This window comes from Aeromicrobium chenweiae (genome assembly GCF_003065605.1).
In the GTDB taxonomy this organism is placed as follows: domain Bacteria; phylum Actinomycetota; class Actinomycetes; order Propionibacteriales; family Nocardioidaceae; genus Aeromicrobium; species Aeromicrobium chenweiae.
This window is the reverse complement of the sequence record NZ_CP026952.1, coordinates 1,196,549-1,222,320: the sequence shown is the minus strand read 5'-3', so window position 1 is coordinate 1,222,320 and position 25,772 is coordinate 1,196,549. Positions and strand designations below refer to the sequence as shown.

Annotated in this window: 19 protein-coding genes; 4 read left to right on the top strand and 15 right to left on the bottom strand. The window is 71.1% G+C overall.

Going from position 1 to position 25,772, the window contains the following annotated elements:
- The 3 genes from C3E78_RS05860 to lepA all read right to left on the bottom strand — a co-directional run bounded on the left by C3E78_RS05860 (nucleotide 1) and on the right by lepA (nucleotide 4,496).
- Nucleotides 1-1,836, bottom strand: coding sequence for an AMP-dependent synthetase/ligase (locus C3E78_RS05860; protein WP_108577414.1), 1,836 nt, complete (start codon nucleotides 1,834-1,836; stop codon nucleotides 1-3).
- Between the two features lie 65 nt (nucleotides 1,837-1,901).
- On the bottom strand, nucleotides 1,902-2,540 hold the full coding sequence (locus tag C3E78_RS05855; protein WP_108580777.1) for an MOSC domain-containing protein: 639 nt from the start codon (nucleotides 2,538-2,540) through the stop codon (nucleotides 1,902-1,904).
- Between the two features lie 99 nt (nucleotides 2,541-2,639).
- A complete protein-coding gene (gene lepA / locus C3E78_RS05850; protein WP_108577413.1) occupies nucleotides 2,640-4,496 on the bottom strand; it encodes a translation elongation factor 4 in 1,857 nt (618 codons plus the stop codon).
- A 163-nt stretch (nucleotides 4,497-4,659) separates the two neighbouring features.
- Here lepA and rpsT point away from each other — a divergent pair, with 163 nt between their 5' ends.
- Nucleotides 4,660-4,920 (top strand): 30S ribosomal protein S20, encoded by a 261-nt coding sequence (gene rpsT / locus C3E78_RS05845; RefSeq protein ID WP_108577412.1) that lies wholly within the window; start codon nucleotides 4,660-4,662, stop codon nucleotides 4,918-4,920.
- Nucleotides 4,921-4,922: 2 nt separating this feature from the next.
- Here rpsT and C3E78_RS05840 read toward each other — a convergent pair whose 3' ends face one another.
- The 10 genes from C3E78_RS05840 to C3E78_RS05795 form a co-directional block, all read right to left on the bottom strand.
- The gene (locus C3E78_RS05840) at nucleotides 4,923-6,104 is read right to left on the bottom strand and encodes a heparan-alpha-glucosaminide N-acetyltransferase domain-containing protein (RefSeq protein ID WP_108577411.1); all 1,182 of its coding nucleotides are present in this window, start codon (nucleotides 6,102-6,104) and stop codon (nucleotides 4,923-4,925) included.
- Between the two features lie 2 nt (nucleotides 6,105-6,106).
- Nucleotides 6,107-7,078, bottom strand: coding sequence for a DNA polymerase III subunit delta (gene holA, locus C3E78_RS05835; protein ID WP_108577410.1), 972 nt, complete (start codon nucleotides 7,076-7,078; stop codon nucleotides 6,107-6,109).
- A gap of 52 nt (nucleotides 7,079-7,130) precedes the next feature.
- Nucleotides 7,131-10,112 (bottom strand): AAA family ATPase, encoded by a 2,982-nt coding sequence (locus tag C3E78_RS05830; RefSeq protein ID WP_108577409.1) that lies wholly within the window; start codon nucleotides 10,110-10,112, stop codon nucleotides 7,131-7,133.
- Nucleotides 10,109-11,278, bottom strand: coding sequence for an exonuclease SbcCD subunit D (locus tag C3E78_RS05825; protein WP_108577408.1), 1,170 nt, complete (start codon nucleotides 11,276-11,278; stop codon nucleotides 10,109-10,111). Before C3E78_RS05825 ends, C3E78_RS05830 begins: the two co-directional genes overlap by 4 nt.
- A gap of 43 nt (nucleotides 11,279-11,321) precedes the next feature.
- On the bottom strand, nucleotides 11,322-13,535 hold the full coding sequence (locus C3E78_RS05820) for a ComEC/Rec2 family competence protein (RefSeq protein ID WP_135804851.1): 2,214 nt from the start codon (nucleotides 13,533-13,535) through the stop codon (nucleotides 11,322-11,324).
- A complete protein-coding gene (locus C3E78_RS05815) occupies nucleotides 13,532-14,320 on the bottom strand; it encodes a helix-hairpin-helix domain-containing protein (RefSeq protein WP_108577406.1) in 789 nt (262 codons plus the stop codon). Before C3E78_RS05815 ends, C3E78_RS05820 begins: the two co-directional genes overlap by 4 nt.
- Before the next feature lie 112 nt (nucleotides 14,321-14,432).
- Complete coding sequence (locus C3E78_RS05810; protein ID WP_108577405.1) at nucleotides 14,433-15,272, bottom strand: DegV family protein; 840 nt, start codon at nucleotides 15,270-15,272, stop codon at nucleotides 14,433-14,435.
- A 25-nt stretch (nucleotides 15,273-15,297) separates the two neighbouring features.
- Nucleotides 15,298-18,117, bottom strand: coding sequence for a leucine--tRNA ligase (leuS, locus tag C3E78_RS05805; protein WP_235833695.1), 2,820 nt, complete (start codon nucleotides 18,115-18,117; stop codon nucleotides 15,298-15,300).
- A gap of 200 nt (nucleotides 18,118-18,317) precedes the next feature.
- Nucleotides 18,318-18,578 (bottom strand): hypothetical protein, encoded by a 261-nt coding sequence (locus tag C3E78_RS05800; RefSeq protein ID WP_108577403.1) that lies wholly within the window; start codon nucleotides 18,576-18,578, stop codon nucleotides 18,318-18,320.
- Nucleotides 18,579-18,587: 9 nt separating this feature from the next.
- The gene (locus C3E78_RS05795; RefSeq protein WP_108577402.1) at nucleotides 18,588-20,285 is read right to left on the bottom strand and encodes a sodium:solute symporter family protein; all 1,698 of its coding nucleotides are present in this window, start codon (nucleotides 20,283-20,285) and stop codon (nucleotides 18,588-18,590) included.
- Between the two features lie 139 nt (nucleotides 20,286-20,424).
- On the opposite strand from C3E78_RS05795, the gene C3E78_RS05790 reads away from it, so the two are divergent.
- Nucleotides 20,425-21,483, top strand: coding sequence for a M4 family metallopeptidase (locus C3E78_RS05790; protein ID WP_108577401.1), 1,059 nt, complete (start codon nucleotides 20,425-20,427; stop codon nucleotides 21,481-21,483).
- A gap of 17 nt (nucleotides 21,484-21,500) precedes the next feature.
- On the top strand, nucleotides 21,501-21,785 hold the full coding sequence (locus tag C3E78_RS05785; RefSeq protein ID WP_199906945.1) for a protealysin inhibitor emfourin: 285 nt from the start codon (nucleotides 21,501-21,503) through the stop codon (nucleotides 21,783-21,785).
- Nucleotides 21,786-21,800: 15 nt separating this feature from the next.
- Here the strand turns inward: C3E78_RS05785 and C3E78_RS05780 are convergent, their stop codons facing one another.
- Both C3E78_RS05780 and C3E78_RS05775 read right to left on the bottom strand, forming a co-directional pair.
- On the bottom strand, nucleotides 21,801-22,460 hold the full coding sequence (locus C3E78_RS05780; protein ID WP_168217194.1) for a potassium channel family protein: 660 nt from the start codon (nucleotides 22,458-22,460) through the stop codon (nucleotides 21,801-21,803).
- A 7-nt stretch (nucleotides 22,461-22,467) separates the two neighbouring features.
- Entirely contained in the window at nucleotides 22,468-23,823 is a 1,356-nt protein-coding gene (locus C3E78_RS05775; RefSeq protein WP_235833694.1) for a TrkH family potassium uptake protein, read from the bottom strand.
- 53 nt (nucleotides 23,824-23,876) lie between these two features.
- Between C3E78_RS05775 and C3E78_RS05770 the strand changes: the two genes are divergently transcribed.
- Nucleotides 23,877-25,697 (top strand): CDP-glycerol glycerophosphotransferase family protein, encoded by a 1,821-nt coding sequence (locus C3E78_RS05770; RefSeq protein WP_108577400.1) that lies wholly within the window; start codon nucleotides 23,877-23,879, stop codon nucleotides 25,695-25,697.
- The last annotated feature ends 75 nt before the right edge of the window (nucleotides 25,698-25,772 follow it).

The window sequence follows — 25,772 nt, the reverse complement described above, 5'->3', positions numbered from 1 at the left end:
CTAAGAGTAGAAGCCGTCCAGAATCGCCTTGTTGTTGGCTTCGACGACGTTCCGCTTGACCTTCATGCTCGGCGTGATCTCGCCGGACTCGATCGAGAGGTCGTGGTCGAGGATCGCGAACTTCTTGATCGTCTCCCAACGGTTGAGCTTGGTGTTCAGCTCATCGATCTGGCCCTGGACGAGCGCCTGGATCTCGGGCGACCGCACGACCTCGGTGTAGCTCTTGCCCTCCATGCCATGGTGGGCGGCCCACTCCGCGACGGCGTCGGGATCGAGCGTGATGAGGGCGCTGCAGAAGTTCCGCTCGTTGCCGTGGACGAGGATCTGGCTCGTCATGGCGCTGATGCCCTTGAACATGCCCTCGATGTGCGGCGGCGCCACGTACTTGCCGCCCGACGTCTTGAACAGCTCCTTCTTGCGACCCGTGATGAACAAGAAGCCGTCCTCGTCGATGCGGCCCTCGTCACCGGTGTGCAGCCAGCCCTCGTCGGTCAGCGACGACGCGCTCTCCGTGTCGAGGTTGTGGTAGCCGCGCATGATGTGCGGGCCCTTGATCAGCACCTCGCCGTCCGCGGCGATCTTGGCCTCGCTGCCGGGGAAGGCGGTGCCCACCGAGCCGAGCTTGAAGTTGTCGGGCTGGTTGACGAAGGCACCCGCGGAGGTCTCGGTGAGCCCGTAGCCCTCCAGGATCAGGACGCCGGCGGCGTGGAACCACTCCGCGATGTCGGGCGACAGCGCCGCGGCACCGGAGATGAAGAACCGGACCCGGCCGCCGAAGCGGGCGCGCACCTTGGAGAACACCAGCTTGTCGGCCAGGCCGAACTTGGCCTTGAGGACGGGCGACACGGGCTTGCCCGAGCGGACCGCCCGCGAGTACTCGATGCCGACCTTCTCGGCCCAGCGGAAGATCTTCAGCTTCGCGCCGCCATCGGCCTCGGTCATGCCGATGATGCGGCCGTAGGCCTTCTCGAAGATGCGGGGAGCGGCGCCCATGAACGTGGGCTGGACGACCGCGAGGTTGTCGACGATGCGCGGGACGCGGCCGTCGATCGCGGTCGGGAAGCCGATCGCGAGCTGCGTGGTCAGCAGGACCTTGCCGAACGAGTGCGCCATCGGCAGCCACAGGAACTGCAGGTCGTCCTGGGACAGGATGTCCGCGGCCACCATGACGTAGCCCTCGTAGACCCAGCCGTCGTGCGACAGGCGCACACCCTTGGGGCGGCCGGTCGTGCCGGAGGTGTAGATCAGCGTCGCGAGCGAGTCGCCCGTGATCGCCGCGACCCGGTCCTCCACGACGGTGGGGTGCTCGGCGAGGTACTTCTCGCCGAGGGCCTCCAGGTCGTCGAAGCTGATGACCCAGTCACCGTCGGTGGTGCCGTCGAAGACCACGACCTTGACGATCGACGGGAGCTCGGAGTGCTTCTGGCGCAGCTTGGCGACCTGCTCGTCGTCCTCCGCGAAGACCACACGGCTGTCGGAGTCGGCGAGGATGTAGGCGACGTCGTCGGCCATCGTCGTGGGGTAGACGGTCGTGGTTGCGCCGCCGGCGGCGTTGATGGCCAGGTCCGACAGGATCCACTCCAGGCGGGTGCCCGAGGCGATCGCGATGCGCTCCTCGGGCTGGATGCCGAGCGCGACGAGTCCTGCCGCGAGACGGGTCACCCGGTCGCCGGTCTGGGCCCACGTCAGCGACTGCCACACCTCGTCCTTGTCGGGATAGCGGTAGGCCTCGCGGGAGCCGCTGTTCCTCACACGGTCGAAGAACATCGCGGACACACTCGTCGGGCGGTTCTCGATCACTGCGAGCTGTTCTGGCGTCACAACTTGGGCGGGCATGTGGTGATCCTTCACGCGAGCGTACTGAGGGAATGTGGTGCCGATCACCCTAACCTACTCGCGGGTCACGACGGGGGGTCGTTGCGACCTTCACCCAACCTGCGCGCGACGAACGCGTCGGCCCGGGGCTCGACGGCCAGACGCGGGATCAGCGCGCGCTCGGTCGTGAGAGCGCGGAACAGGAACTCGACCGTCACCTCGTGGTCGCGCTCCTCGACGACCTCGATCGTGTCGCCGGGGTCGACCGGTCCCTCCTCGATGACGCGGAAGTACGGTCCGGGGCGGCGGCCCTGCATGAACTTCTTGACCCACTGGCGCTCGTCCAGGAATCCCTGGAAGACCGAGCACGGGATCCGGACGCCGGAGATCTCCAGCAACGCTCCCCCGACCCGCCACCGGTCGCCGGCGTGGGCGTTCGTCAGGTCGATGCCCGTCGTGGTGAGGTTCTCGCCGAACTGTCCGGGGCTGAGGTCACGGCCGAGCTCGTCGGACCAGGCCTGCAGGTCCTCGGACGCGTAGGCGTACACCGCCTGCAGGGCGCCACCGTGGTTGACCAGGTCGCCGATCTCGTCGCCTTCCACACCGGTCGTGCGCAGCACCACCGGGCCGGCCACGGGGCGTTTGTCGATCGCGCTCCACTTGTACTTGCCCCACGGCACATCCACCGCCGGGCCGACGTTCACCGACGCGACGACACCACTCATGGCCGTCACCCTATCGGCGCCGGGCCCGCCCCGATTTGCGGACTCCTGCACGCTTTGCCCCGCCTGATTCGGTGCAGGAGTCCGCAAATCTGGGTGGGGCTACTTCTTGTCGACGTCGCCGGTGGACAGCGCGGCGATGAACGCCTCCTGGGGGACCTCGACGCGGCCGACCATCTTCATCCGCTTCTTGCCCTCCTTCTGCTTCTCCAACAGCTTGCGCTTGCGGCTGATGTCGCCGCCGTAGCACTTGGCGAGCACGTCCTTGCGGATCGCGCGGATGTTCTCGCGGGCGATGACGCGTGCACCGATGGCGGCCTGGATCGGCACCTCGAACTGCTGGCGCGGGATGAGCTCCTTGAGCTTGCCGGCCAGCGAGACGCCGTACGCGTACGCGTTGTCGCGGTGGACGATCGCGCTGAACGCGTCGACGACCTCGCCCTGGAGCAGCACGTCGACCTTGACCAGGTCGGAGGCCTGCTCACCGGTGGGCTCGTAGTCCAGCGACGCGTAGCCCTTGGTGCGGCTCTTGAGCGCGTCGAAGAAGTCGAACATGATCTCGCCCATGGGCAGCGTGTACTTGATCTCGACGCGGTCCTCGGAGAGGTAGTCCATGCCGATCAGCTGTCCGCGGCGCGCCTGGCACAGCTCCATGATGACGCCGATGTAGTCGCTGGGGCTCAGCACCGTCGCGCGCACGATCGGCTCGTAGACCTTGTCGATCTTGCCGTCCGAGGGGTACTCGGACGGGTTCGTCACGACGATCTCCTTGCCGTCCTCCATCTCGACGCGGTAGACCACGTTGGGCGCCGTGGAGATGAGCTCGAGGTTGAACTCGCGCTCCAGCCGCTCCCGGACGATCTCCAGGTGCAGCAGCCCGAGGAAGCCGATGCGGAAGCCGAATCCCAGCGCGCCGGACGACTCGGGCTCGTAGACGAGGGCCGCGTCGTTCAGCTGGAGCTTCTCCAGCGCATCACGCAGCGTCGGGTAGTCGTCGCCGTCGAGCGGGTAGAGGCCCGAGTAGACCATCGGGTTGGGGGTCTTGTAGCCGCCGAGAGGCTCGGTGGCGCCGCGGATGCTGGACGTCACGGTGTCGCCGACGCGGGACTGGCGGACCTCCTTCACCCCGGTGATGAGGTAGCCGACCTCGCCGACGCCCAGGTCGGGAGCCTTGACCGGCTCGGGCGAGATGACCCCGACCTCGAGCATCTCGTGCACGGCGCCGGTCGACATCATCTTGATCTTGTCGCGGTGGCTGAGCTTGCCGTCGACGACACGGACGTACGTCACGACGCCCCGGTAGGTGTCGTAGACCGAGTCGAAGATCAGCGCGCGCGCCGGAGCGTCCGGATCGCCCTGCGGCGGCGGGATCTCGTCGACGATGAGGTTGAGCAGCTCCTCGACGCCCTGGCCGGTCTTGGCCGAGACGCGCAGCACGTCGTCGGGGTTGCCGCCGATGATGCCGGCGATCTCCTCGGCGTACTTCTCCGGCTGCGCACCGGGGAGGTCGATCTTGTTCAGCACCGGGATGATGTCCAGGTCGGCGTCGATCGCGAGATAGAGGTTCGCCAGCGTCTGCGCCTCGATGCCCTGCGCCGCGTCCACGAGCAGGATCGCGCCCTCGCACGCCTCCAGGCTGCGGCTGACCTCGTACGTGAAGTCGACGTGCCCGGGGGTGTCGATCATGTTGAGGACGTAGACCGTGCCGGCGTCGTCGCCGCTGCTCTTGACGAACGGCATGCGCACGGCCTGGCTCTTGATCGTGATGCCGCGCTCGCGCTCGATGTCCATGCGGTCGAGGTACTGGGCCTTCATGTCGCGGCCGTCCACCACGCCGGTGTGCTGCAGCATGCGATCGGCCAACGTCGACTTGCCGTGATCGATGTGCGCGATGATGCAGAAGTTGCGCAGGATCTTCGGGTCGGTGGCCCCGGGCTGGGGTACGGGGCTGGTGCTCATGATGGACCATTCTCCCACCACCCCGTGCGTCTGCGTGCCACCAGTGGCCGATCGGCCGATTTGAGGCGTCGGGTCAGCGGCTGGTAGAGTGAGCGGTCGCGTGCCCCGGCACGTCCACCCCATCTTTTTCAGCATTCACATCCGAGAGAAACAGGTTTGCCCCGTGGCGAATATCAAGTCGCAGATCAAGCGCAACCGCCAGAACGAGCTGGCTCGTGAGCGCAACAAGTCCGTGCGCTCCGCGCTGAAGACGGCCGTCCGCCGCTTCGAGGAGGCCGTCACGGCCGGCAACAACGACGACGCCAAGAAGCTCGCCGGTGAGGCGACCCGCAAGCTCGACAAGGCTGCCTCGAAGAAGGTCATCCACAAGAACCAGGCGGCGAACCGCAAGTCGGCCATCGCCAAGAAGGCCGCGTCGCTCTGACGTCAGCCCGATGAATCAACGCCCCGGTCTCGTGCCGGGGCGTTTTTTCGTGCGCTGAGGGTCGGCGGGACGGACACCACACGCACCAGCGACTCCAGCGGTCCCCTGCCGACCCAGCGCTGCCACGCGACTGCGACGGCGCAGAGCACGACGACCTGGAGCAACCAGTCGTCGTAGCCTCCGCGCCGCGGGCCGAGCGCGTCGTCGTGGGCAGACGCGAGACGCCAGAACCACAGCGCGTGCACGGTGTAGAGGGTCAGCGTCATCGTCCCTGCTGCCCGCAGAGGGGTCAGCGCCAGCCGCAGCCACGGCACCCGGACGGCCAGGGCGCACAGGCCGATGGCCAGCAGCGCCGAGCCGGTCGCACTGACCAGGTTCAGTGGCGTCGACGTGTGCTGGCCGAGCCGGAGCAGGTCGTTCCACTCCGTGGGCCCGTAGCGCCCGGTGAACAGCGACCGCCAGCCGAACCCGGACGGGTCCTCGACGGCGCCCTCGCGCACCAGGAGCCAACCGGCCCCGAGGGTCACGACGACCAGGGCCGTGCCGAGGCCGACCAGCCGGCACGCGACCACCGGTCGTCGCACGTCGAGCCGTCCGACGAGCAGCCCCACCAGCACGTAGGAAAACCAGGCAAGGGCCGGGTAGGCCCCGAGGACCGTGAGCTCCTGCAGGAGGGAGAACGGGTGCTCCAGGTCCTCCGCCTCGGCCTGCCCGGCGTCCACCGGCCCGTGCAGCACCTGCAGCGCGACGACCACGAAGCCCGACGCCAGTGTCCAGACGACGGCGAGCAGCGCGAGCCAAGGCGTCGGCAGGCCCCGGAACGGCAGCGCGACGACGATCATCAGTCCGTAGAAGGCCAGGATGATCAGCACGGGCATGTCCTCGATGGCCCCGAGCGACAGCCCCAGGGCGACGAGCAGGATCCCACGGACGATCGTGGCCCGTACCGACCCCACCCCCTCGGGGTCGCGTCGCTGGACCAGCGTCAGCGACACCCCCGCGAGCATCGCGAACAGCGGGGCGGCCCGGCCCCCGGCGATCATGTGGCCGACCGGCGGGTCGGCCCCGAGCCAGACGGGACCGAGGTGCGCCAGCATCATGCCGATCAGCGCGACGCCCCGGGCGACGTCGACGGCCTCGACCCGCGACGGCGCCCGCACCGGGGTGTCCGCCGCGACCGCCATGGCTAGCGCCTGCGCTGAGCCGCGACCTGCAGGACCATGCGCTCGACCGCGAACGCGGGGTCGGCCGCGCCGCCCTTGACGTCCAGGTCGGCCTGGGCCACCGCAGAGATCGCCGCGGCGAGACCTGCCTGGTCCCAGCTGCGCAGCTGTGAGCGCATCGTGCGGATCTTGAACGGCGGCGCCCCGATGTGGGCCGCCAGATCGTTGTCGCGCATGCCCTCGGGGGCGCCGGCGAGCTTGGCGAGCGAGCGCAGCCCGGTGGCGAGGGCGCTCGTGATGAGGACCGGCGCAACCTTGGCCGACTCCGCCCAGCGGGCCTGCTCCAGGGCGACGTTGATCTGGCCGTTGAGCGTCGCGTCCGCGATCTCGTATCCCCGCACGTCGGCCCGGCCGCCGAAGTACTGCCGCACGAGGGACGCCGAGATCTCGGTGCCCTTCTCGAGGTTGGCCACGAGCTGGTCCGCGGCGCCGGCCAGGGCTCGCAGGTCCTGCCCGATCGAGGCGACGAGCAGCGTGGCGGCCTCCTCGTCGATGCGGGCACCGAGGTCACGCACCTCGGTGTAGACCCACTTGGCGAAGTCTCGCTCGTACTTGGGCTGCTCGACCTTGACCTCGGTGACGACAGATTCCTTGCGCAGCTTGTCGAGCAGGCCCTTGCCCTTCTGCCCACCGCTGTGCACGAGGATCACGGCGACGTCGGGCGAGGGCGCCGCGACGTACGCCAGCAGCTCCTTCTGGGCGACCTCGGGGAGATCCTGCAGCTCGGTCAGCACCAGCGCGCTCGCGTCGCTGAACAGCGAGGGACTCGTCAGGCCGGCGAGCTCGCCGGGCTGCAGGCCGGACGCGGTCGACATCGCGACCTCGACCTCGGGCTGCTCCCCCGTGACGACCTTGACGGCCTTCGCGCGGGTGCGGTCGGCGAGGAACTCGGCGTTGCCGGTGATGAGCAGGATCTTGCCGAATGCCGAGGCCACGGTGCCAGCCTAGTCGCGCGCCCCGACATCCGGTGGGGCCCACCGGCCCAGGTCAGGCACGCACGGTGAGGGTCGAGGACCCGTCGGGCTGACGGCGCACCTCGATCCGGTCGGCGACCCGCAGCTTGAGGTCCTCGACGTGGCTGACGATGCCGACGACACGTCCGCCCCGGGCCAGCGCGGTGATCTCGGACATCACGTCCTCGAGGGTCTCGGGATCGAGCGAGCCGAAGCCCTCGTCGACGAAGAGCGTGCCGATCTCGACGCCACCCGCCTCGCCCGTGACGACGTCGGCCAGGCCCAGCGCCAGGCACAGGGAGGCGTAGAACGTCTCACCGCCCGACAGGGTGCGCGGCTCGCGCTCCTGACCGGTCTCGGTGTCGACGACGGCCAGTGCCAGACCGGTGCGCCGGCCGCGGGCTCCCCGCTCCTTCTCGTCGGTGGCCCGCAGCTGGTAGCGGCCGTCGGACATCGGACCGAGGCGGGCGTTCGCCGCGACCACGACGTCCTCGAACCGGCGCATGAGGACGTACGTGCCGAGAGTGAGGTGCTTGAGGTTCGCGCGGGAGGTGCCGTCGGCCACGTCGGCCATGCGGATGACCGCCTCCGCTCCCGCAGCGGCAGCCGCGAGCTGCCCGAGGGCATGGGTCAGCCCCGCACGTCGGTCGCGCACCTGCTCCGCGCGGTGCCGGGCGGTGCTCGCCTCGTGCGCGGCCTCCTTCTCGGCCTGGGCCGCCTCGGTGCAGGTCAGGCGCGCCCGGTCCAGGTCGGGGTCCTCGTCGCCGGTCAGTGCCGCCACGTCGGGCGCCTGCAGCCCGTTGGTGACGATCGCGAGCTGCTGCTGGTGGGTCGTGACGACCTGCTCGAGATGGCGCAGGTCTGCCGGCGGCACCACGGCGGCCAGCGCTGCGGCCTCGTCGGCGAAGTCCTGCTCGTCGAGCTGGCGCTGCAGCGTGGCCCGGGCGTCGGTAAGGCGTTCCTCGGCGCGCCGGAGCTCGTGGGCCGTCGCGGCGTACCGCTGCACGAGCGCGCGCTCGCGGGTGGCGCGCTGGGCCGCCGCTGCGAGCGAAGGCGCGTCGTCGTCGAGCGCGTCGGCCACCCGCCTGCCGTCCGCTGCGAGGGACTCCGCCAGCGAGACCCGGCGGTCCGCCAGCTGGGCGCGCGTCTTGTCGGTCTCGGCGCGCTGCTTCTCGTCGGCGAGCTCGGCGGCGTCGAGCGCCTTGACCTCGGCGTCGATCACCCCGACCTGGCGTCCCGCGCGCCGCGCGTCCTGGAGCGCCTGCGCCGCCGCGGCCAGGGCGGCCTCGGCTGCAGCCGCGGTCAGGCCGCCGGCCGCCTCCTGCGCCGCGGCGAGCTCGACCTCGAGGCGGTCCACGACGGACGCGGCCTGGCGGGCGAGGTCCTCCGCCGCGACGGCGGCTGCGTCGGCCGCCGCGATCGTGTCGTCGTCGGGGTGGTCGTGGGCCTGCGCGGCCGGACGGGGGTGCTCGACGCCGCCGCAGACCGCGCACGGCTCCCCGTCGACCAGGGACGCCGCGAGCTCGCCGGCCATGCCCTGCAGCCGTCGCCGGCGCAGGTCGCGGTGGTGGTCGACCGCGTGCTGAGCGGCCAGGACCTGCTCGTCGCGCTCGGCGTGCGCCCGGGCCACCGCCTCGAGCTTGGCCTCGGCGTTCCGGGCAGCGTCGAGCGCCCGAAGGGCCTGCTCGTGGCTCGCGGTGGCGGCCGGCAGCCGCTCGGCGAGTGCCACCTGCTCGTCGCGCGCCTGCTGCAACAGGTCGTACTGGGCCGGCCGGGCCGCGAGACTGGCCTCGATCTCGGCGAGCCGGACGTCGGCGTCCGCGACCTGGGTGTCCAGCCGGGCGATCTCGGCCTCCCGCCGCCCGAAGCCGGACTCGAGGTCGATGAGCTGCCGCAGGTGGGTCAGCCGTTCGCCCAGCGCGTCCGCGAGCCCGGCGCACTCCTCGTCGCTCAGCTCGTGGTCCGGCGCGAGCTCGAGGGCGACCGCGTCGTGGGCGGTCGCCGCCTGCTCGGCGTCCGCGGCTGCGGTGCGAGCCCCTGCCACGGCCGTGGCGACCACGGCCGCACGTCGTCCGGCGGTCAGCGCGACAGCGGCCGCGGCGACGTCCTCGGCCTCGGCTCGCAGTGTCTCCTGCCGGGCGAGGAGGTCTGCACGCCTCGCCAGGCAGGCCGTCAACGTCTCGGCCTCGCGGACCTGCACGTCGGCCGCCGTGCGTGCTGCCGCGGCCTCCGCAGCAGTGGCCTGCGTACGGCTCGCCGCGTCCTCCATCTCGGCGATCACGGCGTCCACGCGCTCGAGGTCGACGACCCCGTCGTCGGCCAGCGTCTGCGTGTCCACGCCCGCCGCGCCCGCGAGCACGGCAACCGCGGTCTCGACGCCCTGCCGGGCGTCCTCGGTGCGGGCCTTGGCCTCGCGCCGCATCTCGGTCAGCGTCTTGGTGATCAGCTCGTAGACGTCGGTGCGGAAGATCGTCTCGAGCAGGTTCTTGCGGTCCTCGCCGGACGAGCGCAGGAACTTCGCGAACTCACCCTGGGGCAGCACGACCGTCTGCAGGAACTGGTCCTTGCGCAGGCCGACCAGCTCGGCGATCTCGTGGCCCACCTCCTGCGTGCTGGTGGAGACCGTGACGCCCGCCTCGGGCTGATCGACGTCGGTCAGCCGGGTCAGGACGACCTTCTCGTTCTCCTGCATGAAGCCCTCGCCGCGGCGCTTGGGCCGACGGTGGGACGCGGTCCGGCGTACTCGGTAGATGCCGGACTCGACCTCGAACACCAGGTCGACGTAAGGCTCGACGCCGACGGCGGCGTGGTGGCTGTGCAGCCGCTCCTTGCTGGCCGTCTCGCCGGCGAGCCCGCCGTACAGGGCGAAGACGATCGCGTCGATGATCGTGGACTTGCCGGCACCGGTCGGGCCCTCCAGCAGGAACAACCCCGACCGGCCCAGGGCCGCGAGGTCGATCGTGTGCGGCCCCGCGAACGGGCCGATCGCCTGAAGGGTGAGCGAGTAGAGCTTCATCGGTCCGCCCTGGCGGTGGCGGCCTGCACCGCGTCGTAGGCCTGCTGGATGACGTCCAGCTCGACCTCGGAGGCGGGGGCTGCAGTGACGAACTCGACGAAGTCCGCAGCCACCCGGGTCGGCTGCATCGCCTCGGTCACGACGGGTGCAGCGCCGACCCGCTCACCGACGACCGGCTCGTGCGTCAGGTGCAGGACGTGCGCGAAGCGCGCGCGGACCCGGGCGTGCATGTCGGCCGGGTAGGTCGGGTCGGTGACCGTGATCTTGACCCAGTCGTCCAGGTGGGCGTCGGTCTCGCCGGACAGGACGTGGCTGAGCTCGCCGCGGATCTCGGTGAGGCGGCGCGGGACCGGGGCGTCGACCAGCGTGACCGCGGGCGGTCCGTCGACGTCGAGCTCCAGCAGCACGGTGGACTTGTGGTGGGAGCGCTCCGAGAACGAGTACGCCAACGGGGAGCCCGAGTAGCGCGCGACGGTCGCCGATCCGGGCACCGGGACGACCTGCGGGCCGTGCAGGTGCCCGAGGGCGACGTAGTCGACGCCGCCGAACACCCCCGACGGCACCGACTGGACCCCGCCGACGGAGAGATCGCGCTCGCTGTCCGAGGGCTCGCCGCCCACGACGAACGCGTGCGCCATCACGATCGAGCGGACGCCCGGCCGGGACGCCAGGTCGTCCCGGACCCGCCGCATGGCCGCGCCGATGACCCCCTCGTGGCTGCGCGCGGGGCGCTCACCCGTCTCGTCGACGAGCACCGCGCGGCTCGTCTCCGGGTCGAGGTAGGGCAGCCCGTAGACCGCCACCTCGACCGCGCCGTCGTCGAGCACGACCGGACGGTGCAGGTCGGCGACGGAGGCCAGGATCCGGACGCTGTCGCGCATCAGGCCCGCCCCGAAGCCCAGCCGGACCGCGGAGTCGTGGTTGCCCGGCGTGATGATCACCGTCGTGAGCTCGCTCAACCGGCCGAGCGCGTCCTCGAGCACCTGCACGGTCTCGACCGCCGGGATGGCCCGGTCGTAGACGTCCCCGCTGATCAGCACCGCGCTCACGGCGTGCTCGCGCACGAGCTCGACGACGTGGTCGACGAAGGCGCGCTGGTGCTCGTGCATGTCCGTGCCGTGCAGCGTGCGGCCCAGGTGCCAGTCGGACGTGTGGAGGATCTTCACTTCTTGAACGGTAGTGCCCGCCACCGACAGCCCTGGTCGGCCGTCACCGTGTCACGACGGAGAGTCGCCCGTCGCGCACCACGACCGCGACGTCCCCGTCGAGATCGGTGCGCCACCACCGCACACCGCGCTCGCGCAGACGCATCAGCAACGCGGCGGACGGGTGGCCGTAGTCGTTGTCGGCGCCGACGCCGATGGTCGCCACGGACGCACCCACCGCGGTGAGGAACCGGCCGTCCTGGTCGGCGCTGCCGTGGTGCGGCACCTTCAGGACGTCCGCGCCGACGTCGGCACCGCTCCGCAGGATCCGCTGCTGCGCCTCCGCCCCGACGTCGCCCGTCAGCAGGAGGCGCACCCCGCGGACCGTCGCGCGGAGGACGACGCTCACGGCGTTGCGGTCACTGCCCGGTGCCGCCTCCGGCGGCGGCCAGAGCACCTCCGCGGCGGTCTCGCCCGACGAGAAGGTCTCCCCCACCTCGGCGACGTGCCGGGGCGCGCCCGGGATCAGCGGTCCGCCGGACGTGCCGACCGCCACCTGGTCGACGCGGCGCCCGTCGACCGCCCCCCGCCAGCCGTCGACGTGGTCCGCGTCGCCGTGGGTCAGCACCAGCAGCCGGATCCGGCGGATGCCGAGCGCGGTGAGGCACCGGTCGACCGGGGCGTCCTCCTCCCCCGTGTCGATCACGACCGCCTCGCCCTCGGCGACCGGCAGCACCGAGGCGTCCCCCTGGCCCACGTCGCAGGTGACCATGACCCAGCCGTCCGGTGGCCAGCCGGTCTCCGGCGGCCGCCAGATGCCGACCACGAGGCCCAGGGCCACCCCGACGAACACGGCGGGCCGGGCCGACAGCCGCACGACCAGCCAGGTGGCGACCGGGACCACCGCGAGCAGCACCTGCCACGGGGCGTGCCACTCCAGCGACGCCGCCTCCATGTCGGCCGCGCGGTGCCCGATCGTGAGGATCCAGCCGGCGCAGAGCCCGGCGACCAGCCCGCAGGCCTGCCCGAGCGGGACCCACGCCACGGCCAGCACCCCGCCGACCAGCCCGGCCACGGTCGCCGGGGCCACCGCCGGACCGGCCAGCAGGTTGGCGAAGACCGCGACCAGGGACACCTCGCCCGACAGCGCCGCGATGGCCGGCGTGCACGCGAGCTGTGCCGCGACCGGGACGGCGATCGCGAGCGCGCACCACCTGGGCATCCACCGCTCGAGCCGTGCTGCGAGCACCGGCGCCAGCAGCAGGATCCCGCCGGTCGCCACGGCCGACAGGACGAACCCGGGCGTCCGCGAGAGCCACGGGTCCAGGAACACCAGGCCCACCACGGCCCAGCACAGCGCGCGCACGCCGCCGCGGGCGCCGAACCCGAGGGCGGCGACCCCCACCGCGCCCATCGCGGCGGCACGCACCACGCTCGGGTCGGGTCGGGCCAGCAGCACGAACGCGACGATCGAGAGGGCCCCGGCCACCCACAGTCCTCGTCGCCGGAGACCGGACGCGCGGGCCAGCAGCATGACGACGGCGAGGACGATCGTGAGGTTGGTCCCCGAGACCGCCATCAGGTGGGTCAGCCCGCTGCGGCGGAAGTCCTCCTCGACCTCCTCGCTGACCCTGGTGTCGTCCCCGTCGACCAGCGCCGGCACGAGGGCGCGTGGCTCCTCCGGCAGGTGGGAGACGGCGCGCCGGACGCCCTCGCGGACCCGTTCGGACGCCTCCCACCACCACGCGGCCCGGTCCGTCGGGCCGCGGCGCACGACGTCGATGACCGCGGCCTCCTCCGACGCGTCCGACGGACCCAGCCGGCCGACCACGACGAGCCGTCGCCCCACGACGAGGTCGTCCGGCGTGCCGTCGACGAAGGCCGTGGCCCGGTCGCGGACCCGCAGGTCCTGTCCGGCCGCGACGACCCGGCGCACCCGCACCTCGACGACCGCGGCGTCCTGCCCACGATGGCTGAACGGCCGGGCGTCACGGACGACCTCGACGTCCATCGTGGCGAGGCGGTGCTGGTCGGCCAGCCGGGTCAGCGGTGAGTGCTCGACCGTCGTGAGGCGCCAGGCGCACGACGCGGCGACCGCGGCAAGGCAGACGCTCGTGAGCGCCAGCACCCGCAGGGGCGCGAACCGGACCGCGGCGAACGCGACGGCCACCCCGCCGACAGTGACGGTGAGCGCCGCGGGTGAGCCGGCGGTGACCAGCCAGGCCGCGGCACCCCAGGCCACCAGGGCCGCGGGGAGCATCCGCAGGTCGTGGCTCACACGACGACGAGGTCCCGCAGCTCGGCCAGCGTCGCCTCGCCGATGCCCTTGACGTCGAGCAGGTCGTCGACCGACGAGAAGCGCCCGTTGTCCTCACGCCAGCCGAGAATGGCCTGGGCGGTCACCGGGCCGACGCCCGGCAGGGTGTCGAGCTGCTCGGCGGTCGCGGTGTTGAGGTTGATCTTCGCGACGCTCGGCGCCGACGCCCCGGTGCCCGGCGCGGCCGCCGCGGGTGCCGGGGCTCCGCCCACGTCGACGGGATCGAGACCCACGAGGATCTGCTCGCCGTCCGTGAGCTCGCGCGCCAGGTTGAGCGAGGTGGTGTCGACCTGCCCCTTGACCCCACCCGCGGCCTCGATGGCCTGGTAGACCCGCGACCCGCGCGGCACGGTCACGATGCCCGGGCGGCGCACCTTGCCGGCCACGTCGACGACGACCTGGGCGGCCTGACCCGGAGGGGCCGACGTGCGGGCGTCGGCCGCCGCGGTCGGTCCCGGCCCGCTCGGGGCGCCCGTCGACGGCGAGGACGCGAACGCCAGCGGTGCGACCGGGCCGCTGGACTCGGGACGACCCGACAGCAGCCACCAGACCAGCAGCACCGAGGCGGCGACGGCCACGGCGGCGAGCGCCCGTACGTGCGGGACCTCCACGCGCGGCCGCACCCGGACCGGCTCGTCCTCGGCCGGTGGCAGCTCGGCGTCGAAGGACGCGGCCAGCTGGGCGAGGCGGCGGCGCGCGATCTCGGCCCGGGTCTCGTCGGGTTCCTCTCGATGCGTCGGCTTCACCCCACGACCGTAGGCACCACCCGCGCGCTCGTCACCCGTGCCGACGGCGGCCTGTGGACGACGGCGCGGTGTGCGCACGACCGTGGACAACCCACCGCACGCAGGAAGGGGGTCAGCGGGGGGTGACGGTCACCGAGATCATGCCGGGTCCCACGTGGGCACCGATCGCCGCGCCCACCTCGTCGACCGGGATCGACTCACGGCCGAGCTTCTCGGCCAGCCGGCCCGCGACGGCGGTGGCGGCCGGGAGACCGGCCAGGTGCTGGACGCCGATGTCGAAGCCGTTCTCGCACGCCTGCGCGGACTCCACGGCCAACGTCTCGAGCCGCGCGAGCGCCTTGGTCTGCGTCCGGACGCGCTCGAGCGGCACGACCAGCCCGTCCGCGATCGTGAGGATCGGCTTGACCGCGAGCGCCGACCCGATCAGCGCGGCCGCGGCGCCGACGCGTCCGCCGCGACGCAGGTACTCCAACGTGTCGACGTACAGCAGCGCGGTCGACGACTCGCCCGCTCGGCGCGCGGCGTCCGCGACCCCGGCAGCGTCCGCGCCCGCGTCCCGTGCCTGCGCGGCACGCCCCGCAGCGAAGCCGGTCGCGATGCCGACCTGCGTGGAGTCGATGCAGGTCACCGGCACCGACGACTGCTTGGCGGCGAGCACCGCCGAGTCCAGCGTCCCCGACATCTGGGCGCTCAGGTGGATCGAGACGATCGCCTCGGCTCCCTCGGCCGCCAGTCGCTCGTAGACCTCGAGGAAGTGGTCGGGCGTGGGCCGGGACGTGCTGACCGGCACGAACGAGCCCAGCGCGTCCGCGATCATCTCCGACGTGACGTCCTCACCCTCGGTGTAGACGTCGGCGCCGATGATGACCTGCAGCGGGACGACCGTGATCCGCTCGCGCTCCGCGTCCTCCCGCGACAGCGAGGACGTGGAGTCCGTGACGATCGCGATCATGGCCGAAGCCTATCCGTGTCGCCGATCACACAACGATGCTGACGAGCTTGGGCGCCCGCACGATCACCTTGCGGATGTCCCGTCCGTCGATGGACCGGACCACGTTGGGCTCGGCCAGCGCGAGCGCCGTGAGCTCGTCGTCGCCGATCGCCGGATCGACCTCGATCTTGCCGCGCACCTTGCCCAGCACCTGGATGACGCACGTGACCGAGGACGCCGCGAGGTGCGCGGGGTCGGCCTCGGGGAACGGCGCCCGGATCAGCGAGTCGGCGTGGCCGAGGCGCGACCACAGCTCCTCGCCGAGGTGCGGGGCCAGCGGCGCCAGCATCAGGACCAGCGGCTCGACCGCAGCGCGGCTGCTGACGCCGACCTTGGTCAGGTGGTTGGTCAGCTCGATCAGCTTGGCGATGGCCGTGTTGAAGCGCAGGTGCTCCATGTCGGCACGGACACCGTCGATCGTGGTGTGCAGGACGTGGAGCGTGTCGCGGTCGAGCCCGGCGTCGTCGACCTTCAGCTCGCCGGTCTCCTCGTCGACCAGCAGGCGCCAGACCCGCTGCAGGAAGCGCTGCGAGCCGACCACGGCACGGGTGTCCCAGGGGCGGGAGACGTCCAGCGGGCCCATCGACATCTCGTACACGCGGAACGTGTCGGCGCCGTACGCGTCGTACATCTCGTCGGGCGTGACGATGTTCTTGAGGCTCTTGCCCATCTTCCCGTACTCGCGGTTGACCGGCTTGTCGCCGAGGAACCAGCCGCCGTCGCGCTCCTCGACCTCGTCGGCCGGCACGTACGTGCCCCGCTCGTCCGTGTACGCGTACGCCTGGATGTAGCCCTGGTTGAACAGGCGGTGGAACGGCTCCTCGCTCGACACGTGGCCGAGGTCGAACAGCACCTTGTGCCAGAACCGGGCGTAGAGCAGGTGCAGCACCGCGTGCTCGACGCCGCCGACGTACAGGTCGACGCCGCCGACGTCGCCGTCCTTGCGCGGACCGAGCCAGTAGCGCTCGTTCTCGGGATCGGCGAGGCGGTCGGGGTTGTGCGGATCGGTGTAGCGCAGCTCGTACCAGGACGACCCGGCCCAGTTGGGCATCGTGTTGGTCTCGCGGCGGTACGTGCGCGGGCCGTCACCGAGGTCCAGCGTCACGTTGACCCAGTCGTCCGCGCGGGCGAGCGGTGGCTCGGGGTTGCTCAGCGCGTCGTCGGGCTCGTACGTCTTGGGCGAGTAGTCCGGCACCTCGGGCAGGTCGACCGGCAGCATCGACTCGGGGATCGCGATCGGCTGGTCCAGCTCGTCGTACACGATCGGGAACGGCTCGCCCCAGTAGCGCTGACGGCTGAACAGCCAGTCCCGCAGCCGGTACGTCGTGGTGCCCTCGCCGGCGCCGTGCTGCTGCAGCCAGGTGATGACCGCGGCCTTCGCGTCGTCGATACCCAGGCCGTTGATGTCCAGGTCGCCGTGCGCGGAGTTGATCGCCGGACCCTCGCCCGGGTAGGCGCCCTCGACGCCCTCGGGCGCCTCGACCGTGCGGATGATCGGCAGGTCGTACGCCTCGGCGAACTCCCAGTCGCGCTGGTCGCCACCGGGGACGGCCATGATCGCGCCGGTGCCGTAGCCGGTCAGCACGTAGTCGGCGATGAAGACCGGGATCTGCTCGCCGTTGACCGGGTTGGTCGCGTAGGAGCCGGTGAAGACGCCGGTCTTCTCCTTGTTCTCCTGGCGCTCGAGGTCGGTCTTGGCCGCGGCGGTCGCGCGGTACGCCGCCACTGCCTCGGCCGGCGTGTCCTTGCCGTTGGTCCACTGCTGCGGCGTGCCCTCGGGCCACGCGGAGGTCGTCAGGGTGTCCACGAGGCCGTGCTCGGGCGCCAGCACGGCGTACGTCGCGCCGAACAGCGTGTCGGGACGGGTCGTGAAGACGTCGAACGACGTCCCGGCCTGCTCGACGCGGAACGTGACGCGGGCGCCGTGGGAGCGGCCGATCCAGTTGCGCTGCATGTTCTTGACCGACTCGGGCCAGTCGACCCGCTCGAGGTCGTCGATGAGGCGGTCGGAGTACGCGGTGATGCGCATCTTCCACTGGCGCAGGTTGCGGGTGAAGACCGGGAAGTTGCCGCGCTCGCTGCGTCCCTCCGCGGTGACCTCCTCGTTCGCCAGGACCGTGCCGAGGCCCGGGCACCAGTTGACCGGGGACTCGTCGACGTACGCCAGGCGGACCGAGTCGATCAGCAGGCGACGCTCCAACGGGGCCAGCTCGGACCACGGGGCGCCGTCGGGTGCGGTGCGGGAGCCGGCCTCGTACTCGGCCACGAGCTCGCTGATCGGCCGGGCGCGGCCCTGCTCCTCGTCGTACCAGGACTCGAAGATTCGGATGAAGATCCACTGCGTCCACTTGACGAAGTCGGGGTCGATCGTGGCGAAGCTGCGGCGCGGGTCGTGCGCCAGGCCCAGACGGCGCAGCTGGCGGCGCATGTTGGCGATGTTGGCGACGGTGTTCGTCCGCGGGTGCTCACCGGTCTGCACGGCGTGGATCTCCGCGGGCAGGCCGAAGGCGTCGTAGCCGAGCGCGTGCAGGACGTTGTCGCCCTGCATGCGGCGGTAGCGGCCCACGACGTCGGTCGCGATGTAGCCGAGCGGGTGGCCGACGTGGAGGCCCGCACCCGAGGGGTACGGGAACATGTCCATGATGAAGTACTTCTCGCCGGAGACGTCGCCGGCGAGGTCGCCGACGGGGTTGGGTGCCTCGAACGTGCCCTCGGCGTCCCACCGTTCCTGCCAGCGGCGCTCGATGTCCCCCGCCAGCTCACTCGTGTAGCGGTGGGACGTCGTCGTTTCTTCAGTCGTGCTCACTGACCGCATGTTACCCGTGGGCCGAGGCACACCCCTCCCCCGCACGCACTCGACACCGACCGGGCCCCCGCTCGCCCGTCCGCCGAGGAGTCGCGCACGGACGGCGAGGAGTCACGTACGGAGACCGAGGAGTCACGTACGGATCCGTACGCGACTCGTCAGCGTCCGTACGTGACTCCTCAGCGTCCGTGCGTGACTCGTCAGCGGGTGGTGTCGTCGGGCTCCTCGGGGACGACGACCGGGCGCAGCCGCGCCCAGACGCCGAAGGCGATCGCGACGACCAGCATCCCGAGCCCGCCCCACAGGTTGATGTTGAGGCCGTCGCCGCGGGCCAGCTCGGCGTCGCTCGCGTTGAACAGGCCGAGCAGCACCAGGATCAGGCCGTAGATGCCGAGCAGACCGCCGATCACGACGCGGATGTCGAAGAGACCGGCCTTCTTCTTGGGCGCATTGTCACTCATGACGATCTCCTATCGGAACAGCAGGTTGAGGATGATGACCAGCACGAGCCCGATGCCGGCCAGCTTCGTCGGCGACTGGTACCACGGGAGCGCCGCGCTGTCGGGGTCCACCAGCGACTCCTTGGGTGTCAGGGAGTACACGAGGCCCTTCAGCTCCTTCTCGTCGCGAGGTCTGGTCATCGTGGTGACGATGATGCTGACCAGGATGTCGACGATGAACGCCGCGCCGGCCGCCGCGAAGCTCGCGCCCTGTCCGCTCAGCTCGAGGGTCCCGGTGCTGGCGCTGCCGAAGGCGTCCTCGCTGAGGAACGCGACCGTGACGGCCGCGGCCGTGCCGGCGACCAGGCCGGTCCAACCGGCGGTGGCCGTCATCCGCTTCCAGAACATGCCGAGGATGAACGTCGCGAACAGCGGGGCGTTGAAGAAGCCGAACAGCGTCTGCAGGTAGTTCATCAGGTTGTCGTAGTTGGACGCGAACCACGCGGTGCCGATCGCGATCACGGTGGCGGCGACCGTCGCGATCCGCCCGACCCCGGTGTAGTAGCTGTCGTTCCGGTCCTTCTTCACGTACTGCTGCCACAGGTCGTACGAGAAGACCGTGTTGAACGCCGAGATGTTCGCCGCCATGCCGGCCATGAACGAGGCCAGCAGGCCGGCGATCGCGATGCCGAGCATGCCGTTGGGCAACAGGTCACGCATGAGCAGCAGGATCGCGTCGTTGTACGTCGCACCACCGGTGTCGCCCTGCCCCGACTTCAGGTTCGAGATCTCCGGGATGATGATCGCGGCGATCATGCCGGGGATGATCACGATGAACGGGATGAACATCTTCGGGAACGCGCCCAGGATCGGCGCGCGGCGGGCGGACGACAGCGAGTCCGAGGCCATGGCCCGCTGCACCTCGACGAAGTTCGTCGTCCAGTAGCCGAAGGACAGCACGAAGCCGAGGCCGAAGACGATGCCGACCGTGGACCAGAACGGGTCGGCGATGCCGGTCAGGTCGGTTCCCGGCCAGGACGAGAGCTGCTCGTTGTTCGGCTGCACCTTGTCCTTGATGCCCTGCCAGCCGCCGACCTTGTGCAGCGCGATGACCGTCAGCGGGGTGAGCGCGGCGACGATCACGAAGAACTGCAGCACCTCGTTGTAGATGGCCGCCGAGAGGCCACCGAGGGTGATGTAGCTGAGCACCACGATCGCCGCGACGATGAGCGAGACCCACAACGGCCAGCCGAGCAGCCGGTTCACGATCGTGGCGAGCAGGTAGAGGTTGATGCCGGCGATCAGGAGCTGCGCGATCGAGAAGCTGAGGGCGTTGACGAGGTGCGCACCGGTGCCGAACCGGCGGCGCATGAACTCGGGCACGCTGCGCACGCCGGAGCCGTAGTAGAACGGCATCATGACGACGCCGAGGAACAGCATCGCCGGGACCGCGCCGATCCAGAAGTAGTGGAACGTCGCGACGCCGAACTGGGCGCCGTTGGCCGACATGCCCATGATCTCGACGGCGCCGAGGTTGGCCGAGATGAACGCCAGGCCGGTCACCCACGCGGGCAGCGAGCGTCCGGACAAGAAGAAGTCGAGGCTCGAGGAGATCTGTCTGCGGGCCAGGACGCCGATCCCGATCACCACCACGAAGTACAGCGCGATGATCGTGTAGTCGAAGAAGTCGGCGTCGAGCCGGAACGTCTCGTCAGCTGCGCGGAGCATGCAGATCCCCCTGGTCGAGATGGAGGCACGACCCCTCGGCCGGCTCTGAGGGGACGTTACCCCCGCCCGCGCGCGGATGCATACGCTGGGACTCGTCGGGTGTGTCACAGGTGTCGGTGGACACATCTACCGTGGAGACATGCGCCACAGCATCGTCCCGCCCTATCTCCTCCAGCACCTGTCCCGCCTGGAACGCGAGGACCTCCGCGCTGCCGCCGAGGCCGCCCGCCGCGCCCTGGCCAGCGAGCTGCGACCCCGCCCCGGCGGTCCCACGACGGCCTTCCCGGAGGGGCCCGTCACCCCCACCACGCCGACCGGCCCCGAGCGCACGATCGCCGACGCCGGCGGCCGCGAGACGCTCCCGGGCCGGACGGTCCGGCGCGAGGGTGACGGCCCGACCGGCGACGTCGCCACCGACGAGGCGTACGACGGCCTCGGCGCCACGTACGCCCTGTTCGCCGACGCCTACGGGCGCGACTCGATCGACGCGGCGGGTCTGCCGCTGCTCGCGACGGTCCACTACGGCACCGACTACGACAACGCCTTCTGGGACGGGCGGCAGATGGTGTTCGGCGACGGCGACGGCCAGGTGTTCGGCCGGTTCACCGCGTCCTTGTCGGTGATCGGCCACGAGCTGTCCCACGGGGTGACCCAGTTCACCGCCGACCTCGTCTACGCGGGCCAGTCCGGCGCGATCAACGAGTCCGTCTCCGACGTGTTCGGCGCCCTGGTGGAGCAGCACGCCCGCGGGCAGAGCGCGGCCGAGGCCAGCTGGCTCATCGGCGAGGGCCTGTTCACCGACCAGGTCGAGGGCAGCGCACTGCGCTCGATGAAGGCGCCGGGCACCGCGTACGACGACGACGTGCTCGGCAAGGACCCGCAGCCCGCCACGATGGCCGACTACGTCGACACCAGCGACGACAACGGCGGGGTGCACCTCAACTCCGGCATCCCCAACCACGCCTTCTACCTGGCCGCCACCGCACTGGGCGGCAACGCGTGGGACCGCGCCGGGCAGATCTGGTACGACACGATCTGCGGCGACCTGAGCCCGACCGCGACCTTCACCGACTTCGCTGTGGCGACCGCTGCCGCTGCCGCGGCCCGGTACGGCGGACAGTCCGACGAGCACACCGCCGTGGTGGAGGCGTGGTCGACGGTCGGGCTGCCGATCAGGGACACTGGCGCCACAGGCTAGTTCCGAGGAGGTGCCGGGTGGACGAGCTGCCCTTCGTCATCACCGTCGTGCGCACCGGTGGCCTCGCCGGCCTGCGGCGCGAGTGGTCCGTCGAGGTCGACGCCCCGCAGGACGCCGACCACTGGCGGCCGATCGTCGAGGCGTGCCCGTGGGACGAGGCGCCGCACGACCCGGTGCCGGACGGCTTCGTCTACGACTTCCGGGTGGCCGATCTCGAGGCGGTCGTCACCGAGCGGGAGCTCGACGGGCCGTGGCGCCAGCTCGCCGAGGAGGTCAAGCGGTCGACGTCGCCGCACGAATGAGCCGCCCGGCGGACCTCACGACTGCGCGCAGAACGCCTCGACCTTCCTGGTCGGACCCGAGACGATGAGCTCGTCCCCATCGTGGACGGGAGTCGTCGCCTGCGCGTAGACGAAGTCCTCGCCGCGAGACTTGATCGCCACGATCGTCACGCCGAAGTCCCGCCGCAGCCCGGCCTCCAGCAACGTCTTGCCCGTGGCGCGGGACGGCGACCGCGTGCGGGCGATCGCGAAGTTGCCCTCGAACTCGATGAAGTCCGTCATGGTGCCGGTGACCATGTGCGCGACCCGCTTGCCCATCTGCGACTCGGGCCGGATCACGTGGGTGGCCCCGACCCGCTCCAGGATCGCGGCGTGCTTGCCGCTGATGGCCTTGGCCCAGACCTCCTTGACGCCCAGGTCGAGCAGCCCGAGGACGGTCAGCACGCTGGCCTCGATGTCGGTGCCGATGCCCACCACGGCGACCTGGAACTGCTCGGCGCCGATCTGGCGCAGTGCCTCGGTGTCGGTGGTGTCGGCGGCGACGACGTGGGTGAAGTCGCTGGCGAACTTCTGCACGATGTCGGCGCGCTCGTCGACCGCCAGCACGTCGTGGCCCAGCTGCACGAGGGAGCGGGCGACGGCCGCGCCGAAGCGACCCAGGCCCAGCACGATGACGGGTCTGGTCGGAGAGGTCATGGGGTCCTTAGCCAATGATCGGTTGTTCCTCGGGAAGGTGGTATCGCGGCATCCTACGCCGCAGGACGAGCGCGCCGGCCGCAGCGATCGTGCCGACGCGCCCAACGAACATGAGCCCGATGATGACGCACTGCGCGTTCACGGGCAGGTCGGGGGTGATCCCGGTGCTCAGGCCGACCGTCGCGAACGCCGACGTGCACTCGAACAGCACCTGGTCGAACTCGAAGTCCGTCATGAGCATCACGAGGAACGTCGTGGTGACCACCAGCATCACCGCGAGGAGCGCGATCGTGATGGCCGTGCGCGCGACGCGGGGACCGATCGACCGGGCGCCGACGGTGATCTCGGGATCGCCGCGCAGCTCGGCCCACATGACGTACGCCAGGAGGAGGAACGTCGTGATCTTGATGCCGCCGGCGGTGCTCGCGCTGCCGCCTCCGATGAACATCAAGATCGTGCCCATGTTGAGGGTCTCGGGCCGCACGGACCCCCAGTCGAAGCTGTTGAGGCCACCGGACCTGGGCATGATGCCGCCCTCGATGCCGGTCACCAGCTTGTGCCAGAAGCCCTCGCCGCCCAGCGTGGCGGGGTTGCTCCACTCCAACGCCAGGAACGCGACCGCGCCGACGACGAGCAGGCCGATGGAGCCCCAGATCGTGAGCCGGGTGTGGATCGTCCACCGCGACGGGGTGCGCCACCCGCTGAACAGCTCGGCGAGCACCGGGAAGCCGATCGCGCCGACGAACACCGCGAACGCGATGGGGATGATGATGAGCCCGTCGCCCGCGTACCCGACGAGGCTGTCGCGGTTGAGCGAGAAACCGGCGTTGTTGAACGCCATGATCGCGTCGAACACGCCGTGCCACAGCGCCGTGGGCAGGTCGTCGAAGTAGGACCCGCGGTAGCGCAGGGTCAGCACCACGGCGGTGACCGTCTGGAAGAACACCATCGTCACCGCGACGCGACGAAACAGCGGCTTGACCTCGCCGATGTTGACCACGTGCATGTCCGCCTGGGCGACCAGGCGCGTCCGCAGCCCGAGCCGGCCGCCGATGAACAGGCCGAGCACGGTGGCCAGGGCGACGATGCCGAGACCGCCGATCTCGACCAGCCCCAGGATGATCCCCTGCCCGGCCGGCGACCAGTACGTGGAGGTGTCGACCGTCGCGAGGCCGGTGACCGTGACCGCCGAGGTGGAGGTGAAGAACGCGGGCATGAATCCCGGGGAGGCGTCGCCCGAGCGCGCGAACGGCATGAGCAGCAGCAGCGTCCCCACCAGGATGAGGGCGAAGAACGTCAGCGGAAGCAGGCGGACCGGATGCGCGATCGAGGCAGGAATCCGTAGCCTCAGAGGGCGGGGCACGGCACGACGTTACCGCAGCGGCGTCCCGGCGCACGCGTGATAATTTCCTCGACATGCTCTCGCCCGTTCGTGCCGCCCAGGCCGTGTTCTCCCGGATGGGTCGGAGCAACGAGCTGCCGGGCACCGCCGCCACCGTCGGCGGTCTCGCTCTCGCGGCCGTCAGCGCCGCGGTGGGGCTCGACACCGTGGCCCTGGTCCTGCTGCTCATCTCGGTGGTTGGCGAGATGTTCTCCGAGCGTCCGGGGTCGAGCACGTCCCAGCTGCTGCGGCAGGCGGCGCTGGGCATCCCGATGCGCTTCGCGCTGCGCGTCATCGTGTGCCTGGTCGCCGCGCGCCACCACGTCGACGGCGGTGGGTCGCTGCGCACGCTGCTGGTGGTCAGCATGGCGTTCACCCTCGTCCTGTGCGGCCGGGCGCTGCACGAGGAGTACCGCCGCGTCGGTCCGCTGAAGCCCATGACGACCCGCAACATCCCGGGCTCCCCGCGCATCCACGAGGCGCCCCCGCGGCGCCTTCCGGTCGTCGTCGCGGCGCAGCTGCTGGTCCTCGTCCCGGCGGCGGTCGGCGCCCCGTGGTGGCTCGTGCTCGCCCTCGGCACCCTCGGCACGCTGGCCCTGGCCTGGGTCACCCTGCCGGACGTCCGCGCGTCCTGGGGCATGCGCCAGGCCAAGCGGGCGACCGGGTTCACCGGCCCGCTGCGGCAGATCCAGGACTTCCTCGACGACTACCGGCCCGAGGTCGTGGTGCACCTCAGCGGCCCCGAGACCGCGGCGTACCAGATCAACACCTGGCTGGAGAGCCTCGAGGCGCTCGACCGTCGCGTGTTCATCGTCATCCGTGACCAGCCCCTGTTCGGCAAGGTCGCGTCCACCTCGATCCCGGTGCTGGGGCTGAAGGACGCGGGCGAGCTCCTGATGCTCGACTTCTCGGCGGCGCGCATCGCCCTCTACCCCTCGAACACCGGCAACAACATCCACCTGCTCCGGCTGCCGACGATGATGAGTGCGTTCATCGGGCACGGCGACAGCGACAAGAGCGCCTCGAACAACCCGTTCTCCCGCGCGTACGACGAGCTGTGGGTCGCGGGAGAGGCCGGCGCCGACCGCTACCGCCGCTCCGGGCTGGGCATCCACGAGGACCAGTACCGGTTCGTCGGCCGGCCCCAGGTGCACGCGATCAGGCGGGAGCCGCTGCTGGGCGACGAAGAGGTCCCGACCGTCCTCTACGCGCCGACGTGGGAGGGCGTCAACCACGAGCAGGAGTACTCCTCGGTGTCCGCGGTGGGCGTGCGGGTCGTGCAGGCCCTCCTCGCGGCCGATCCGCCGGTGCGTGTCGTGTTCAAGGCGCACCCGTTCACCGGCCAGCGCGACGCGAAGTACCGCGCGGTCCTCGGTCGGATCGCCGCCCTCCTCGACGATGCGGCCGCCGCCACCGGCATCGACCACCGGGTCGTCAAGGGCGGCTCCATCAACGAGTGGTTCAACCGAGCCTCCGCCATGGTCACGGACATCTCCAGCGTCGTCAGCGACTTCCTGGCCAGCGAGAAGCCGTACGCGGTCTTCAACCACACCGATCTCGACGACGCGACGTTCCGCGCGGAGTACCCGTCGACGGGTGCCGGGACGACGATCGGCCGGGACGGCCGCGGGATCGCCGAGTTCATCGACGTCGTCACGCGCAAGGCGCCCGACGTCCAGGCGCCTGCCCGGGCGCGCCTCGCGACGTACCTCCTGGGCCCGCAGGAGCAGCGGACCCTTGAGGCGTTCCAGGCCGCGATCGACGCCATGATCGCCCGCTCGGAGATCGATCGTGCCGCGTACCACGACGGCACCTCGACCAGCGAGATCCCGGTGACGGACACCCCCGGGATCTGAGCGGCCCACCGGAGCCGGTCGCGAGATCCTCCTCACCCGCGCCGCGCGCTGGCGCAGGCGGGCTCGCGGCTCACG

Excerpts from the sequence above, each read along its gene's own strand:
- C3E78_RS05840 (WP_108577411.1), bottom strand. The coding sequence starts at position 6,104 with ATGGCGGTCGCGGCGGACACCCCGGTGCGGGCGCCGTCGCGGGTCGAG.
- C3E78_RS05830 (WP_108577409.1), bottom strand. The coding sequence starts at position 10,112 with ATGAAGCTCTACTCGCTCACCCTTCAGGCGATCGGCCCGTTCGCGGGG.
- C3E78_RS05780 (WP_168217194.1), bottom strand. The coding sequence starts at position 22,460 with ATGACCTCTCCGACCAGACCCGTCATCGTGCTGGGCCTGGGTCGCTTC.
- C3E78_RS05810 (WP_108577405.1), bottom strand. The coding sequence starts at position 15,272 with ATGATCGCGATCGTCACGGACTCCACGTCCTCGCTGTCGCGGGAGGAC.
- C3E78_RS05790 (WP_108577401.1), top strand. The coding sequence starts at position 20,425 with ATGCGCCACAGCATCGTCCCGCCCTATCTCCTCCAGCACCTGTCCCGC.
- C3E78_RS05795 (WP_108577402.1), bottom strand. The coding sequence starts at position 20,285 with ATGCTCCGCGCAGCTGACGAGACGTTCCGGCTCGACGCCGACTTCTTC.
- C3E78_RS05800 (WP_108577403.1), bottom strand. The coding sequence starts at position 18,578 with ATGAGTGACAATGCGCCCAAGAAGAAGGCCGGTCTCTTCGACATCCGC.
- C3E78_RS05860 (WP_108577414.1), bottom strand. The coding sequence starts at position 1,836 with ATGCCCGCCCAAGTTGTGACGCCAGAACAGCTCGCAGTGATCGAGAAC.
- C3E78_RS05855 (WP_108580777.1), bottom strand. The coding sequence starts at position 2,540 with ATGAGTGGTGTCGTCGCGTCGGTGAACGTCGGCCCGGCGGTGGATGTG.
- C3E78_RS05770 (WP_108577400.1), top strand. The coding sequence starts at position 23,877 with ATGCTCTCGCCCGTTCGTGCCGCCCAGGCCGTGTTCTCCCGGATGGGT.
- lepA (WP_108577413.1), bottom strand. The coding sequence starts at position 4,496 with ATGAGCACCAGCCCCGTACCCCAGCCCGGGGCCACCGACCCGAAGATC.